Consider the following 16,159-nt stretch of genomic DNA (forward strand, 5'->3'; position numbering starts at 1 on the left):
TCAACCTGTCTCCCTAAAGAAAACAATCCAATATTTTACTTTTAACAAGGATTTTTTATTGTGTCTACTCCGTAAAAATGGCCATAAACTACTCCCTTTTAAACGGGACATTTGATAAAACCTTGCTTTTTCTGGTATTATAAAGAATGAATGAATTGGGATACGAATAGATACACAAAAATGGAAATCAAATTAAATAGTAATTTTTACAATAAGGGAGTTGATATTATGGGATCTGTCCAAGTCGCAGATCACAAAGTGTCAGAAGAAATGAAAGATGATTATTCATTAGACAGAGTGCCACGAGATCAGAGAAATATGGGTTGGTTTAGTATTACTAACATCACGTTTGGTATCGCAACGGCAATTTTTTATTTTCAAATGGGAAGCGTTATGGCACTCCAATTCGGAGCCATCAATGCCATCATATCCTCCATATACGCGATAATCGTTGCTGGTATACTCGGAACATTCATTGCCTATCTTTCGGCAAAATCCGGTATGAACGTCAATTTATTGTCTAGGGGTGGAGGTTTTGGTTACATAGGTGCATCGTTAACCTCATTCATTTATGCAACAAACTTCATCATGTATTGTGCATTTGAAGGACTAATTCTAGTTTCCGCAATTCACACCTTCTTCCCCGCCCTACCAGAATGGGCGCTTATCATTTTCTTCGGATCAATCGTCATTCCATTAAATTGGTTTGGAATCAAACAGCTCGATAAATTACAAAAGTGGTCTCTGCCGATTTTCGGTATTTTTTTAGTGGCTGCCATTATCATGTCATTCTACAAACCTTCTGTTTATGACGGAGCTTTTTGGACATATATGCCAGAAGGCGTTCAAATGGGAGGACAAGCATTATTGCTTTGTATCGGAATGCAGCATGGAATAATGGGTCTTACCGCTTTACTTTCTTCGGACTACGCACGTTTTCTTAAGCCAAAAGATATCAAAGTAGGATCTTTCGCCATTGGGTTTATTCCCCAAATTTTCTGTTTTGGTGTAATGGGTGGTCTCGGTATATGGTTTGGTGTTCGTTTAGGTGAACCAAATCCAGGAGTTTATATCGTTCTACTGTTAGGTATTGGCGGCGCATTATTCACGATGTTAACACAACTACGAATAAACGTTACAAATATATATAGTAGTTCTTTATCACTTTCTAATTTCTTCGAGAATATTTTTAAATTTACACCTGGTAGACGCTTTTGGGTAGTCGTCTCAGGAATATGTGCGATTGTCTTAATGCTCGGTGGTATTGTAGATCATCTAAATACTGCGATGACGTTCCAAGGAGTCTTTTTACTCGCTTGGGCAGCAATATTAGTCACCGATGCAATGATTGTGAAAAAGCTTCTTAAAATCGGACCTCGTTATTATGAAGCTCGACACGAGTTTTTATATAAATGGAATCCTGTTGGAGTCGTTTCTCTAATTATCTCTAGTGGATTAGGAACAATAGCCGCATTAGGATATATGGGTTCATTTTTGCAAAGTACCGCAGCATTTTTCGCAGCGATTTTAGCGGCTATACTTACCGTTATTTTAGCAATTTCTACTAAAGGAAAGTATTATAGTAAAGGTATCCCTACAGACATTCCTAAGGAAGATTATATTGCTTAATTGGTAAAAATTGATTACCTCTTTAACAGCTATTAACCAATCGATCAGCTACCATTCATTTTATCGACTGATTTCCATATTGCCTTTTGGACGAGGCATTTGATTCGTTTCACGCTATATGCACGCTTCTTTTTGCGAAGCTGTGTTTATAGTACGCTGATCATTTGATTGGTTTTTCATTGGTTGTTCCCCAAACATTTACACCTCACCCCCTTCCGTATACATACATTTAAATAAAAGAGACATGAGTAGCCGATCTGAAAAAATCTGGCTACTCTTTTTTACAATGCATAAGATGCATTTCTACCGATATTTAAACTGTAAATTTTATGTAAACGAAGCAAGTTTTTATGAAAACTTTGTTATGATAAATGAAACTCTCAACAGAAAGTGGTGAAATGATGGATGAAAAAAATAACGATATTACAAACAAGCGATATTCACGGAAGCATCTATCCTCTAAACTATGGAAATAACAAAATAGCAGACATTGGACTCGGTAAACTTGCTACAAAAATCAAACAAGAACGTGCTTTAGATGAGCAACTAATACTAATTGATAATGGTGATCTCATCCAAGGTACACCTCTAACCTATTATTATGTCCAATTTTTAAAAGACAAAAGTAATCCGATGATTAGTATCTTAAATCACTTGTCCTATGATGCTGCAATCATTGGAAATCATGAATTTAACTACGGTATGAGCATGCTGAATCAGGCTGTGCAGGAATCTACTTTCCCCTGGCTATCCGCAAATATTGTAGGTGAAAAATCAAAGCAACCTTATTTTGGTCAACCTTATACAATAAAAGAAGTAGAAGGCACAAAAATAGCTATATTAGGCGTAACAACTCATTACATTCCAAACTGGGAAAATGAACAAAATATTGCTGGTCTAGCATTCCATGATGCCCTTCAAGATACAAAGAAATGGGTAGCGCATATAAAAGAACAAGAAAATCCAGATGTACTTATTGTTTCCTATCATGGTGGTTTTGAGCGTGACATCGTAACTGGAGAACCAACCGAAAAATTAACCGGGGAAAATCAAGGGTATGCAATATGCCAAGAGATCGAAGGAATTGACGTTTTACTGACTGGACACCAACATCGCTCGTTAACCGGTAATATTAATGGCGTAGAAATTGTTCAACCATTTAATAATGGACAAATGATTGGTAAAATAGTGCTCACATTAAATGAAGAAAATGAAATTACGCATAAAACATCTGAATTATTGGCAGTAGATGATGTGGAAGCGGATAAAGAAGTTCTCAAAATGACCGCTAATTTAGAAGAACAAACACAAAAGTGGCTAGATCAGCCAATCGGCAAGATCAAAGGTGATATGTTAATCACCGATCCTCTTATTGTTCGAACAAGTGACCATGCTGCTATTGAATTTATTAACAATGTGCAAATGGACATTGCTGGAGTAGAAATCTCCAACACATCTTTGTTTAACAATGCTTCTCCTGGTTTCGAACCAAATGTAACGATGCGTGATATCATTGCCAACTATATGTTCCCGAATACACTGAAAGTTCTTCGGTTGTCTGGAAAAGATATAAAGGAAGCATTGGAACAAAGTGCTCAATACTTTACCTTGAATGAAGAAGGCTCCCTAGAAGTAAATCCTGCTTATATATACCCAAAACCTCAGCATTATAACTACGATATGTGGGAAGGCATCGAGTACGTATTGGACATTCGTAATCCAGTTGGAAAACGGGTTACCACTTTAAATGTTAAAGATGCTCCTATACAGTTAGATGGTGAATACGATGTCGTGATGAACAATTATCGCGCTGGAGGCGGAGGCAATTTTACCATGTTCCAAGATAAGCCCGTTATTAAAGATATTCCAATGGACATGACAGAAATAATCGTCAACTATATACGTGAAAGACGGACAGTAAAAGCAAGCGTCAATCATAATTGGAAAGTTATTTGGTAATAGTTTCAAAATGGCTAGCAGATGCAGTGCAAGCATAAGAAATCATGTATCCCATTTCGACACTTATAGATAAAAAATAGTAAAAACAAGCGCTCACTTTTATAAGTGGGTGCTTGTTTTTTCTTTTCAAAGGAATCGATTCATTAGTTATGAATAAAAAAGCAATGACATATGGTTAAAAGAATGACTAAAGTGGAGATGAGGGATTTCTATATTTATTTATGTAGTTAAAGCGGGCGATTCTCTATTTTCCATTGCAAACAAGTACCAAGTTTCAATGGACAGTATACGCGCTATTAATAATTTAACAACCGACAATTTAGTAGTAGGTCAGGATTTACTTATTCCGACAAATATATACATTGTGCAACCGGGGGATTCACTGTATACGATTTCTCAAATGAGCTTCGTTTCTATTGAAAAAATACGACTTTTCAATGGATTGCATTCGGATGTATTAATGATAGGAACGAGGTTATATTTGCCTCCAAGAACGAAGTACAGCGCAGAAAATTTAAGTTATATAACACCTTCAACCCCCGATAGAAATACGAGACTTATAGAAAGATATGCACCTATTAATACCTTTTTAGGCATCTTTGAGTATCATGTTTTAGAAGATGGAAGCTTAAGTACATTAGACGATCAGCAAATGATACAAACAGCAAGAGAGAATAGAGTAGCTCCTCTTGTCGTTATTACGAATTTGAGTTCTACCGGCTTTGATCCCGAATTAACGAAGCAAGTATTAGGTTCAACCGAAATTAGAAATCGTGTTATCAACAATATATATCAATTAGTTAAAAACAAGAACTACGCGGGAGTAAATATTGACTTTGAACAAGTACCAGAAGAACTAAGGGATCTATATACTGGCTTCTTGCATACATTAAGGGCTAGATTAAGTCCTGAAGGATATTATACATCTGTTGCAGTTCCACCTAAGACGAATGATAATATCCCCTGGTTAAGAGGGTATGATTATGGCGGAATTGGAGCATCTGTAGATTTTGTCTTTCTCATGGCTTATGACTTTCACGAAGCAAGTAGCCCACCTGGCCCTGTAGCTCCGATAACGGAAGTAAGAAAAACAATTCAGTTTGCACTTCAACATATGAACAGAAATAAGATCATTCTTGGTGTTCCCCGCTATGGCTACGATTGGACAATGGACAACGGAAACGCGGTAAGTGCTAGGGCAGTTTCTGTAGATGAAGCAGTTGAAAATGCAATGGCAGCCCAAGTACCAATCTCTTATTCTACCGAGTACCAACAGCCCTTTTACCAATATTGGGATATAAACGGTCAAAGACATATCGTATGGTATGAGGATTCCAGAGCACGTGCTGAAAAACTAGAACTAGTAGTGGAGTATCGATTGAAAGGAGCTGGAGAATGGCAATTAGGATTACAATTTGCCCAGTCCGCTGTACTATTTGAAGAGTTTTTTAACACGAAGAAGGTGCTGTAAGAGAAGCGAGATAAGGCCCCGTTAATTAAATTGGGGTCTTCTATTACCCATAAAGCCTATACGAGGGGGAGCGTAATGAAAAAAATATGGCTACTAGGGTTTGGTTTTTTTAGCATTAGTTTAGGATGGGCTTTATACAATGGATTCGTCCCATACTTTCTGAATGATTACCTTTCGAGTACAGCGCTCATTGGCTTTCTAATGACAATTGATAATTATTTTGCTCTTTTTTTACAACCTTACATTGGAAACCGCAGTGATCGAACGAATACTCGATTTGGACGCCGTATGCCTTATTTACTCATCGGTATTCCCTTTGCTGCTATATTCTATGGCCTTATTCCTTTTCATACAAGCTTGCTTACATTAATCCTATTTATGGTGTGCATGAATTTATCCATGGCTATTTTTCGATCACCGACCATTGCCTTAATGCCTGATATTACACCAGAAGAAAAACGTACAAAAGCAAATGGTGTGATTAACTTTATGGGTGGTTGCGGTGGTATTTTAGCATTTAGTATAGGCTCATACCTTTTTGGTATCAAAGAGTCGTTACCATTTTTAGCGGTATCCGCTACCTTAATAGTAGCGTTAGTTGTCGTTTTTAGAAATATCCGTGAAAAAGAAGACACTATTCCTTTCATCGAACCAATGAAACCAAAAATAAACTACAAGGCAGAATTAAATAAACCAACTATTTTTCTTTTAGCCGCAATCTTTTTTTGGTTTATGGCTATACAAGGAATGGAAGCATTATTTACATTATACGGAGTAAACGAACTTGGTTTATCGAAAAGTGCCTCTGCATTTTCTTTAGCTTTTTTTTCATTAAGCTTTGTTCTTTCAGCTATTCCAAGTGGCATTTTGGGAGCAAAGTTTGGTAAGAAAAAAGTAATCTTATTTGGCATAGTCGGTTTATTTTTTGTTTTCTTCTTATTAAATTGGGTCGAATCCGTCTTTTCGTTACGAAGTCTTCTGTTAGTTGGAGGCGTATTTTGGGCATGCATCAATATTAATTCTTACCCATACATCGTTTCCCTTGGAGCTGAACATAGTTTTGGAACAAGAACGGGCTTATATTATTTCGTTTCCTCGTTAGCAGCTATCATTTCACCACCGACTTTAGGGTTACTAATTGATTTATTTGGTTTTGGTATTCTATTTAATGCAACTGCTGGTAGCATGCTCTTTGCATTCATATGCATGGCAAGAGTCAAAAGCGTTCCCAATCAGAAACCAATTATAAGCACATAACAAAACCGACCTCCAAATGGATAGCCGGTTTTTGTTCATAATTTTATATTTTTAAGCTAGTTTCTCAATAGATGCAACATGTAAAACCATCAAGATTAAAGGAATATCCAGTCGGAACAACAAATGCTACAATATCTTTTGGTGAACCGAACTTTTCCATTTTCTCCATCACTTCAGGCAATACCGTTTCCGAACTAGAAGTCGTATATGCAAGAAGCAACTCGTCTTTCAATACTTTCATAAGGTGGAAAATGTTCACACCAACCAGCTTCGCAATACCGCCAAGCACTACAATGATGAATAAAATCATCGTCGCATACACTAATATCATTAACTTACCGAGTGGGACTAATGATTCCAACCCGAATTTAGAGACCGTTACCCCGATCAAAGCAAATACACCAAATAGAGTGAATTTCATAATAAAGTTCGTCACCGATTTTTACATTTACTAAATATTTTACAACGCTATCTATTTTTGGGAGTCTGGTTGTATTTTTCTTGTACTTCTAAATAAAGAACTTGTAGAAACTTTTTATTATTTACTTTCATTTTGGCGAAGTCTTTCCTTCCTTCTTGCATTTGGATCATTTGATTTCTAATTTCTTGAAAATCAAAGTAACGAGGTGCATAATGTTCAAATTCCGGGTTCATGTAATCAATCGCACCTAAAGAAGCTATATTGTTCATAGCCATTAGTATTGTTCGACGTAAGCGTTGTTCTATTGCTTTACTTTCCCTTTGAATATTGACGGAAGGAATTCCTGATTTTGTCGAAATGGCTTCGTATAATTCTTTTAATGGAGGCAATTGGGTCATGGAATCATGTTGATCGAACAAGAACTCCATCATTGCAATGATATCATCGCTTCCCACCTCTCCAATAACCCCCATATCGCTTAAGATAGAATAAACGATTTCTTTCACACTTTGTTTTTTATAAATTGGTTTAGATGGAGTAATATTTGCTAAAGACTCTTTAATTGCAAGTAAAGAATCTTGCAATCTAAATTGCTCCGCTATCTTTCTTAAGATACTTTGAACTTCTATTCGATTTATGGGCTTATGTATAAAAAATTCTACCCCTTTTTCATAGGCTTCGCCGACCATTTCCTTATTAACAATTTGAGAGATCATAATAAATTGCCCTTCATATCCCTTTTTTCTTAATTGTTCTATCGTTTCAATGCCATCCAATTCGGGCATTAAAAAGTCGATTAACACAACATCTGGGTGCATTGTAGCGATTGGTGATAACGAACTGATACCGCTATCTGCATCACCAATTACTAAACCAAGATCTCCTTCCGTTATAATCTTTTTTAACATTTTTCTGCTTGCTGTATCATCATCTACAATAAAATAACGCAGGTTGGTTCACTCACTTTCTTATATTGTTCGTCGGAAGTTGGATATGAAAAACAGTTCCTTCGTTCATCGTTTCCACTCGGATTTCACCAGTTAGCGTTTGGATAATTTCTCTTACATGTGAAAGTCCAATCCCAGTGGCGGCAACTCCTTTGTCGTTATACTTTGTCGTATAACCAGGTTCAAAAATAAGCGATATATCTTCTTCTGGAATTCCTTTTCCAGAGTCTTTTATCGTAAAGAAAGTATAACTAGGTTCCTCATACATACTTATATGTATTTCCCCTTTATCCGAAATGGCTTCTACGGCATTGGCGACGATATTGTTTAGTAAAGCGAGTAATGGAATTTGTTGATCGGTTTCAAAATCGAATTCTGTCGAAATGGAAAAGTGTATATGTTTCATTAACAGCTCACTATATTTTTCATTTGCATGGATCACGAGCTGAAGTACTTCAGACAAATAGATAGGGTCATCTTTCTTCCCTTTTGTCATATTCTTTAATCCGGCTAAAATTCGTTGGGAATCTTTTTTCACTTCATGAATCTCTTGTGCAATATGTAATGCTTGTACACTTAATACGTGCATATCGTGTTGCTTTAATTTTCGGTACAAATCATGACTAGAAGCGGTAATCTGTTCAATATGATCCATCGATTTTTCCAAGTAAAGGGTTTCCGCATATAACTCCGAGTTGACTCCAAGCATTTCTTCCATTCGTTTCTTTTGCTCGGCAATAGCAATAGAGCTATACAAGCCTACTACAAAATAGCCACGAAGTACTGCCACTCCTAATAGTAATGCTAATTCCTCAAAACCTAAACTCTCCTTATACATAAACCAATTTCGTACAGAATGCTCTACACTATTTGAGATAAATTCAAACCCAACACCCCATGCCCCTAATAGAAAGGGAGTAGCTTTATACTTTTCTACATTTATCATTCGTAGTCCTAAAGCAAAGAAAAAATAAAACAAAAATGCAGGTGCGTGACTAACAAAACTTAGCCAGAAGGATTCTCCATATAATAATGTCTCCCTTATCATACGTGCAATCACAACTGCTAGTCCCGTAATAGACCCTGTTAAAAGGATTGAAGCAGGTGGTCGAATAAGGATAAGTAAAAAGAACGTTATACTTCCTAAACCAAAACGAAAATGTTCCCCGCTAAAAGGAATAACCTTAAACTCACTTGCCAATACAGTTAACAGGACAGTCAGGATAATGGCAAACTTACTATTTCGTAAAATCATGAAACTCTCCTAGAAAGGCTTATTTAATAATTTGAGTATAACATCGAACAATCGAGAAGAAAAAAAAGACGAAACATTTATATGCTTCGTCTTTTCGCTATTTTTATGCTTTTTTAACAAATTCCGATTTTAACTTCATCGGACCAAAACCGTCAATTTTACAATCAATATTATGATCCCCGTCGACTAAACGAATGCTTTTAACTTTTGTCCCTATTTTTAAAGTAGATGAACTACCTTTAACTTTAAGGTCTTTAATGACAGTAACAGAGTCTCCGTCATTTAATATATTGCCGTTTGCATCTCGCACAACTTGTGTATCTTCACTTTCTTCTGCTCCTCCAGCAGTCCACTCATGGGCACATTCTGGACAAACGAAAAGAATTCCGTCTTCATATGTATATTCTGAGTTACATTTTGGGCAATTAGGTAAGTTAGCCATTTTTCTTTTCCTCCATTCAAACACAGTTCCTATTATGCCTCTATAGTACCATGTCACGGTATTTTGACAACCGTTTCATTATACTTCTACTATATACTAATATATAGTAAAAAATGGGTGATGAAATGAAAACAAACATTTACGTAAATAATGAGAAGTTCATAGCAGGGATGACCATGAAAGATAGTACAAAGCTTGAGAGTAACAATATGGCACTTCATGCTTGTGAAAATGTGAAGCATGTATTAGAAAATCGAAAAAGTTTAGCTACTTCTTTACAATGTGGACTAGAAAACTTCGTTTGTGCCAATCAAACACATAGTGCAAATTTCCACAAGGTAACGTATGCGGACAAAGGGCGCGGAGCAAACCAGATAGATACAGCCATTGCAGATACGGACGCCTTGTACACGTATGAACCAAATTTGCTATTATCCAGCTTCACTGCCGATTGTGTCCCGGTTATTTTTTTCAATGAAGTAAGTGGTCTTATAGGTGTTATTCATTCCGGTTGGCAAGGAACAGTTAAAGAGATATCCTTCAAACTTTTTGAGCATTTAAAGCAAGTGGATCATTGTAATCCAACTGATTTACACGTCCAAATTGGTGCAGCGCTAAGCCAAGAGAAATTCGAAGTGGATGCAGATGTATATGTTAAGTTTAAAGAACTTGGCTATGCGGATGATTTTATATACTACAATGACCAAACTAATAAGTACCATATTGACAATCAGCTTACTGTGAAAAAGCAATGTGAACTAGTAGGCATTCCATCTAAGCAAATTACAATTGATCGAACATGTACATTTTTGAATCCGAATGGCTTCTCTTATCGCCAAGATAAAAGAAGTGGGAGGCATATGAGTTTTATTATGAGAAACGATCATTTACCTTCTGCATAGTGAAATCTAAATAGAAAGCACATCAACTTGAGCCATTGATGTGCTTTTTATGCATTTCTCATTTCTTTAGACAGTGAAAACTGACCTCTAAACTTTATACAATATTGACACTTTTAAAGGAGCCAATTACTTGCTAAGATATTCAAAAATGAAATAAAGAAAGAAGGCTCATTATTATGAACCCAGTAAAAAGTTATTCAAACACAAATACTGTTGATATGATCATAACCGCAATGTTAATCGCACTCGTATTTGTTGCAACGGTTCTTTTAAACATTAAACTGCCTATTACTGCAAATGGTGGTTTAGTTCATCTCGGAACAGCCATGCTTTTTATAGCATCCATTTTATTTGGCCCTAAAAAAGGAGCAATTGCTGGTGCTGTTGGGATGGGGTTATTTGATCTAATGATGGGGTGGACATTGTGGGCGCCTTTCACTATTGTTGCTCGAGGTTTACAGGGATACATTGTTGGAAAAATTGCCTGGTCAAATGGTCGTAATGGAAACAGCTATGTCTTCAATCTAGTAGCAACAATTTGTTCTGTTCCTTTTATGCTAGGCGTTTATTATATTTGCGAACGAGTTATATTTGGTAGTTGGGTTATTCCTTTAGCTTCTATTCCCGGAAATCTCGTTCAAATTGTAGTAGGTATGTGTATTGCTCTTCCGGTTTGTGCCGTGTTAAAGAAAGTTCCTATTTTTAAATAGAAACTTTTAAAAAGAATCTTCCATCCCAAATTTGGGTGGAAGATTCTTTTTAAATTTAAACTTTTTCTAATTTCTTTGTTTCTTCCTCGGGAAAATCCACTTCGTTCAGTATGTCCTCACTTAAACCAAGAGTATTCGCTGTGGAAGCATGAATTTCGCGGAAAAGCTCTGGGTTTTCCACTAAAGACACGCCGTAAGAAGGAATCATTTCTTTAATTTTCGGTTCCCACTCTTTTACATGCTGTGGGAAGCATTTGTTGATTACTTGAAGCATAACATGAACAGCTGTAGATGCACCTGGAGAAGCACCTAGTAATGCAGCAACTGAACCATCAGCTGCAGTGACAACTTCGGTACCAAATTGAAGCGTACCTTTACCGCCTGCTTCTGTATCTTTAATCACTTGTACACGTTGTCCTGCTACTACGATATCCCAATCTTCACTATTGGCATTTGGAACAAACTCCCGTAACTCCTCGATACGTTGTTCTTTCGATAACATAAGTTGTTGAACTAAATATTTCGTTAATGCCATGTTTTTTGCACCTGCTGCTAACATAGTGATCACATTATTCGGCTTTACAGAACCTATTAAATCCATATTTGATCCAGTTTTTAAGAACTTTGGTGAGAAGCCAGCAAACGGTCCAAATAATAATGACTTTTCGTTATTTATATAGCGTGTATCCAGGTGTGGAACAGACATTGGTGGAGCACCAACTGCAGCCTTACCATATACTTTTGCATGATGTTGCGCTACAACCTCTGGATTTTTGCATACTAAGAATAATCCACTTACCGGGAATCCGCCAACATGTTTACTTTCAGGTATACCCGTTTTTTGCAGTAAAGGTAAGCTTCCGCCTCCGCCGCCTATAAAGACAAATTTCGCATTAAGGTATTCAAGTTTACCGCCTTCACTTTTCACTTTTACTTCCCATAAACCGTCATTCGTACGTTTAATATCATCCACTTGATGATTATATCTAATATCAACATTTTGACTCTTTAAATGGTCAAACAGCATACGCGATAAAGCACCAAAGTTAACATCTGTTCCAGAGTCGATTTTTGTTGCTGCTATCGGTTTATCCAAAACTCGGTCTTTCAGCATAAGTGGAATCCATTCCATCAGTTTTTCTGGATCATCAGAAAACTCCATTCCTTCAAATAACGGATTATTTGAAAGCGCTTCAAAACGGTTTTTCAAAAATTTAACGTTTTGTTCTCCGTGTACATAGCTTATATGCGGCAATGGCATAATAAAGTCCTCTGGATTGCGAATTAGATCGCTCTCTACGAGGTATGACCAGAACTGTCTAGAAAGTTGAAATTGTTCATTGATTTTTATTGCTTTGCTAATATCTACCGATCCATCTGGTTTTTCGGTCGTGTAGTTTAGCTCGCACAGTGCAGCATGCCCCGTTCCCGCATTATTCCACTCATTAGAGCTTTCTTCTCCTGGTTTATCCAGTTTTTCTAGCACTGTAATTTTCCAGTCTGGTGCTAATTCTTTTAGCAGTGTCCCCAAAGTTGCACTCATGACTCCGGCACCAATTAAGATAACATCTGTTTTTGTTTGTCCGTTACTCATTTTTACCATATCCTTATATCCTAAGTTTTGCAGAAAGGATGTAGACGCTCCTTCTTTGGCGTTGCAGTAAGACAAGACGCAACCTAGGAACACATCTTTTCTGTATCAATATCCTTATATTAGTTTAGCATAGTTATTTCAAGATTAAAACATCTCAAACTCAATCTATGTCGTATATTGTAGGATAAAGTCGTGGAATCAAGGAGAGATTATGGGGGAAATTCCAGAAGAGATATACATCAACCTTTTATATACTTATAGTGTAAATAAATTCCTTTTTCACTCAAGTCAATGACTAGTCGTAAACCCCTAAGTATAATGAAAATGAATGCTCTACTAATCAAGGAATGAAGGACAGAGATATGACCTTCTCCCTCGAAGCCATCCGATAATACATAGTAGGAATGTTTTTTACTTTGAATATTTTACATAGTCGATGCTGAGGAAGCAGCTGCTTGGTCAGCCTTCACACAATCAATTGAGACAACAAGCGCAATAATGATGGTCTCCATCTCTTCATTCAATATTTGAACTTGGTAGCTATCTCCCCAAGTGAACCACTCCTTGCTTACTTTACCGACAACTTCACCATGCTTTAATACTTGAAAATCCATATCCCACCAGTTGCCATATACTTCCATACCTGCCGCATCAATCGTATAGCGTGCTTTAAAGAAGGAAAACTCCTTCTTTATTGTTAACTCCTCTCGACCATTCACCTCAACAAAAAACTTCGGTAGAAAACTGAATACCTTTTTCGTAATGAGTGCGACTTCCTCTCTAGTTGTGTTCATAATGGAGAATGTCTTTGGAATTTGCATAAAACTGCCCTCCACGTAATAAACATCTTGCTCCTGGTGATCCTTTACGGTAAATTTGCCACTTAGACTGAACACTTTTTGCTTTATATAAAGTTGCTTCATGCTATTCCTCCTTCGATATTGCATATTACTTGAGCGCCATTCTTCCTTTATCTAGCAAGAAAAGGGAGGAATATTAAGCAGTGAATAAAAGAAAATTTATGTCGAAATTTACTTTTCATCCGAAAATGATTATTTTTGCACTAATGATTGCCATGCTAGCTTTATCCATATTAAGTTTAGGATTCGGCGCAATTTATATTACACCTTCGGAAATCATTCAATACTTAGTTGGAAATGGACAACAAAGTCAGGCATTTATTCTATACAATTATCGTATTCCACGTATTATAATCGCTATCATCGTAGGGGCTGGACTAGCTACAGCTGGGGCTATTCTACAAGGTGTCCTCCGCAATCCATTAGCCTCTCCCGATGTAATTGGAGTCACAAAAGGGGCTGGATTAGCGGCTGTAATGGTCATGGTTCTATTTCCAACGGCTCCGATTATTTATCTGCCCCTTTCCGCTTTTATTGGAGCTGCGATTGTTGCAGTAATCTTGATGTTATTTGTTTATAAACAAAGTGCTCAACCTACTACAATTGCTTTAGTCGGTATCGCTCTAGGGGCAATATGCCAAGCGGGGATCGAATATTTTATGGTCAAGTTTCCCGACAATGTGAATATGACTCTTTTGTGGTTGGCAGGGAGTTTATGGGCTAGAGGATGGGATCAAGTATATCTGTTGCTTCCATGTCTCATTCTTATCCCAATACTCATTGGTTTAACTTCGAAATTGGATATATTGAGTCTTGGTGATGATATCGCTACAGGTCTTGGTGAAAGATCAAAGCCACTAAGGTATGTTTTACTAGGCGTTTCGGTAATTATAATTGGCGTATGTGTTGCCACGGTAGGGTCTATCGGTTTTATTGGTTTAATTGCTCCTCATATTGCCAGAAAAGTTGTAGGATCTAAATACAAATTATTACTCCCTACTTCCGCGATTTTCGGCGCGCTTCTTCTATTAATTGCCGATAGTCTAGGAAGAGGATTATTCCCTCCAATGGAAATACCCGCTGGAATAATTACAGCAGTTATTGGGGCACCTTATTTTTTATATTTATTACGTTCTGAACGAAAAAATCATAAGAAAGGGGCGAAAAAGTCATGACAACTTTATCAGCAGAGCATCTTTCTCTCTCTTATGGGACAACTCAAATCCTTAATAATATCAGTTTAGAAGTTCCGGAAGGTAAAATTAGTGTGATTATCGGTTCTAATGGGTGTGGTAAGTCAACTATTTTACGATCCTTGGCTAGGTTATTAACGCCCCAGGAAGGGATGGTCTATTTAGATGGAAAAGCGATTCATCAGCAATCTTACAAAGAAATCGCTAAAAAATTGGCCATTTTACCTCAAGGGCTTGATGCACCAGAAGATATCACTGTTAAAGAGCTATGTTACTATGGGAGACATCCACATAAGGGCTTATTTTCTAGACCAACACCGGAAGATCATTCCATTGTAGAACGTGCATTAGCTGCAACAAAAATGACTGAATTTGCGGATCGTACATTGGATGAATTATCTGGGGGACAAAGACAAAGAGCATGGATTGCAATGGCCTTAGCACAAGATACAGACCTTTTGTTATCCTGTTGATCAAACACCGCTTTGTATTCCCATTGGATTATCAGTAAGATAACGATAAGTAAAGGGACCACTGCTATTAAGATGCAGTGGTCCCCTTTATTATTTGAACCATTAGAGCATTTTACCTGTATAGAAAGAGCTAGCAAATTGATCAAAATCATAGTCTTTTAGTTCCTCTAAAGTAATATTTGCATGTGAACCTTCATGCACCATTAAATTACTGTTTGGACCAAGATGGATTAAAACAACAGGCTTGTCAGTAGCATATGCGTAACCAAGTTCCCATGCTGTTCCACTGTCCGAATAGTTGCCATGATAGATACCTACGACGATTTCCGCCCACTTAATATGTTTTATATCATTCATAAATGTTTCAATTGACCATTGACGTGAACCAACTTCAACACGTTCATCAATTGGATTTCTCAACGGTGAGAATACTTTCAAACCTTTTTCGGCCAAAATTGCCTCAACCTGTTCTAAGCATTCAATTTCCTTCTCATTAAAAAATGGGCTGGCTAAATAAACTCTTTTCATAAATTTAATCTCCTTCAACTTTCGTTAGTTGTTTACAACGGTGAAACCATTCGTCACTTCTCTGCCAATTGTATTCAAAAAGCCTCTTCATTTCAACACTCCGAATAACTACTACAATTTCTTTTAGAAATTAGCTTTCAAAACAATAATCTGTTTACCGTTCACTTATGGTAAGGCTCTTCGCTACTAATGTAAATGCGGTTTTCCCAATAAACACTTATAATATTTAGAAGGTTGGATACGTGTGCTAACAAATAAGCTTTCCTTAATAGGTGAGCGACAAGTGGACTTAGTGGATATAAAAAATATTGACGTAAGGTTTCTCACTTCTGGAAGAAAAATTTTTGCCTCCTCATCCTTTCCTATACAAAAAGCTTCCAGCCGATAGAAATGAACTGAGCCCTTTAAAGTAGACAGTTTAATAAAAAGAGAGTTTGCAGTTTAGGCTGCGATGAGATGGTTTCGGTATGCTTCCGGAGCCATCTTTTTTAAATCCCATTGCTTTCGTTCTGAGTTGT

At 36.9% G+C, this 16,159-nt stretch carries 13 protein-coding genes and 2 pseudogenes; 8 read left to right on the forward strand and 7 right to left on the reverse strand.

Annotated elements, in window-relative coordinates:
* Window positions 1-228 precede the first annotated feature (228 nt).
* The 4 genes from FG383_RS01865 (at window position 229) to FG383_RS01880 (ending at window position 6,316) form a co-directional block, all read left to right on the forward strand.
* Window positions 229-1,629 (forward strand): purine-cytosine permease family protein, encoded by a 1,401-nt coding sequence (locus FG383_RS01865; protein WP_142605141.1) that lies wholly within the window; start codon window positions 229-231, stop codon window positions 1,627-1,629.
* Between the two features lie 405 nt (window positions 1,630-2,034).
* Window positions 2,035-3,588, forward strand: coding sequence for a bifunctional metallophosphatase/5'-nucleotidase (locus tag FG383_RS01870; protein WP_142605142.1), 1,554 nt, complete (start codon window positions 2,035-2,037; stop codon window positions 3,586-3,588).
* Window positions 3,589-3,865: 277 nt separating this feature from the next.
* Window positions 3,866-5,059 carry a glycoside hydrolase family 18 protein gene (locus FG383_RS01875; protein WP_246096806.1) on the forward strand — a complete coding sequence of 398 codons (1,194 nt, stop codon included), beginning with the start codon at window positions 3,866-3,868 and terminating at the stop codon, window positions 5,057-5,059.
* A 75-nt stretch (window positions 5,060-5,134) separates the two neighbouring features.
* Window positions 5,135-6,316, forward strand: coding sequence for an SLC45 family MFS transporter (locus FG383_RS01880; RefSeq protein WP_142605144.1), 1,182 nt, complete (start codon window positions 5,135-5,137; stop codon window positions 6,314-6,316).
* Window positions 6,317-6,395: 79 nt separating this feature from the next.
* Here the strand turns inward: FG383_RS01880 and FG383_RS01885 are convergent.
* From FG383_RS01885 to FG383_RS01900, 4 genes and pseudogenes are all read right to left on the reverse strand, one after another.
* Window positions 6,396-6,752: pseudogene (locus FG383_RS01885) on the reverse strand (cation:dicarboxylate symporter family transporter); the annotation flags it as partial.
* 32 nt (window positions 6,753-6,784) lie between these two features.
* On the reverse strand, window positions 6,785-7,687 hold the full coding sequence (locus FG383_RS01890) for a response regulator (protein ID WP_142605145.1): 903 nt from the start codon (window positions 7,685-7,687) through the stop codon (window positions 6,785-6,787).
* Window positions 7,688-7,697: 10 nt separating this feature from the next.
* Window positions 7,698-8,939, reverse strand: coding sequence for an ATP-binding protein (locus FG383_RS01895; protein ID WP_142605146.1), 1,242 nt, complete (start codon window positions 8,937-8,939; stop codon window positions 7,698-7,700).
* Window positions 8,940-9,042: 103 nt separating this feature from the next.
* A complete protein-coding gene (locus FG383_RS01900; RefSeq protein ID WP_142605147.1) occupies window positions 9,043-9,381 on the reverse strand; it encodes a zinc ribbon domain-containing protein YjdM in 339 nt (112 codons plus the stop codon).
* Window positions 9,382-9,506: 125 nt separating this feature from the next.
* Between FG383_RS01900 and pgeF the strand changes: the two genes are divergently transcribed.
* A complete protein-coding gene (pgeF, locus tag FG383_RS01905) occupies window positions 9,507-10,283 on the forward strand; it encodes a peptidoglycan editing factor PgeF (protein WP_142605148.1) in 777 nt (258 codons plus the stop codon).
* Between the two features lie 176 nt (window positions 10,284-10,459).
* Complete coding sequence (locus FG383_RS01910; protein ID WP_142605149.1) at window positions 10,460-10,993, forward strand: ECF transporter S component; 534 nt, start codon at window positions 10,460-10,462, stop codon at window positions 10,991-10,993.
* Between the two features lie 55 nt (window positions 10,994-11,048).
* On the opposite strand, the gene FG383_RS01915 is transcribed toward FG383_RS01910, so the two are convergent.
* Complete coding sequence (locus tag FG383_RS01915; protein WP_142605150.1) at window positions 11,049-12,587, reverse strand: malate:quinone oxidoreductase; 1,539 nt, start codon at window positions 12,585-12,587, stop codon at window positions 11,049-11,051.
* 425 nt (window positions 12,588-13,012) lie between these two features.
* Window positions 13,013-13,510: an LURP-one-related/scramblase family protein gene (locus tag FG383_RS01920; protein WP_142605151.1), complete on the reverse strand. Its 498-nt coding sequence runs from the start codon at window positions 13,508-13,510 to the stop codon at window positions 13,013-13,015.
* A gap of 98 nt (window positions 13,511-13,608) precedes the next feature.
* On the opposite strand from FG383_RS01920, the gene FG383_RS01925 reads away from it, so the two are divergent.
* On the forward strand, window positions 13,609-14,622 hold the full coding sequence (locus FG383_RS01925; protein WP_142605166.1) for a FecCD family ABC transporter permease: 1,014 nt from the start codon (window positions 13,609-13,611) through the stop codon (window positions 14,620-14,622).
* Window positions 14,619-15,104, forward strand: a pseudogene (locus FG383_RS01930) (ABC transporter ATP-binding protein); the annotation flags it as partial. The gene FG383_RS01925 and the pseudogene FG383_RS01930, both read left to right, overlap by 4 nt.
* A gap of 111 nt (window positions 15,105-15,215) precedes the next feature.
* Here the strand turns inward: FG383_RS01930 and FG383_RS01935 are convergent.
* A complete protein-coding gene (locus FG383_RS01935; RefSeq protein ID WP_142605153.1) occupies window positions 15,216-15,641 on the reverse strand; it encodes a nucleoside 2-deoxyribosyltransferase in 426 nt (141 codons plus the stop codon).
* Window positions 15,642-16,159: the final 518 nt, after the last annotated feature.

Origin of the sequence: Psychrobacillus soli (assembly GCF_006861775.1) — a bacterium.
GTDB lineage: Bacteria > Bacillota > Bacilli > Bacillales_A > Planococcaceae > Psychrobacillus > Psychrobacillus soli.

Excerpts from the sequence above, each read along its gene's own strand:
- FG383_RS01880 (WP_142605144.1), top strand. The coding sequence starts at position 5,135 with ATGAAAAAAATATGGCTACTAGGGTTTGGTTTTTTTAGCATTAGTTTA.
- FG383_RS01925 (WP_142605166.1), top strand. The coding sequence starts at position 13,609 with ATGTCGAAATTTACTTTTCATCCGAAAATGATTATTTTTGCACTAATG.
- FG383_RS01915 (WP_142605150.1), bottom strand. The coding sequence starts at position 12,587 with ATGAGTAACGGACAAACAAAAACAGATGTTATCTTAATTGGTGCCGGA.
- FG383_RS01895 (WP_142605146.1), bottom strand. The coding sequence starts at position 8,939 with ATGATTTTACGAAATAGTAAGTTTGCCATTATCCTGACTGTCCTGTTA.
- FG383_RS01870 (WP_142605142.1), top strand. The coding sequence starts at position 2,035 with ATGAAAAAAATAACGATATTACAAACAAGCGATATTCACGGAAGCATC.
- FG383_RS01875 (WP_246096806.1), top strand. The coding sequence starts at position 3,866 with ATGGACAGTATACGCGCTATTAATAATTTAACAACCGACAATTTAGTA.
- pgeF (WP_142605148.1), top strand. The coding sequence starts at position 9,507 with ATGAAAACAAACATTTACGTAAATAATGAGAAGTTCATAGCAGGGATG.
- FG383_RS01865 (WP_142605141.1), top strand. The coding sequence starts at position 229 with ATGGGATCTGTCCAAGTCGCAGATCACAAAGTGTCAGAAGAAATGAAA.
- FG383_RS01910 (WP_142605149.1), top strand. The coding sequence starts at position 10,460 with ATGAACCCAGTAAAAAGTTATTCAAACACAAATACTGTTGATATGATC.
- FG383_RS01920 (WP_142605151.1), bottom strand. The coding sequence starts at position 13,510 with ATGAAGCAACTTTATATAAAGCAAAAAGTGTTCAGTCTAAGTGGCAAA.
- FG383_RS01900 (WP_142605147.1), bottom strand. The coding sequence starts at position 9,381 with ATGGCTAACTTACCTAATTGCCCAAAATGTAACTCAGAATATACATAT.
- FG383_RS01935 (WP_142605153.1), bottom strand. The coding sequence starts at position 15,641 with ATGAAAAGAGTTTATTTAGCCAGCCCATTTTTTAATGAGAAGGAAATT.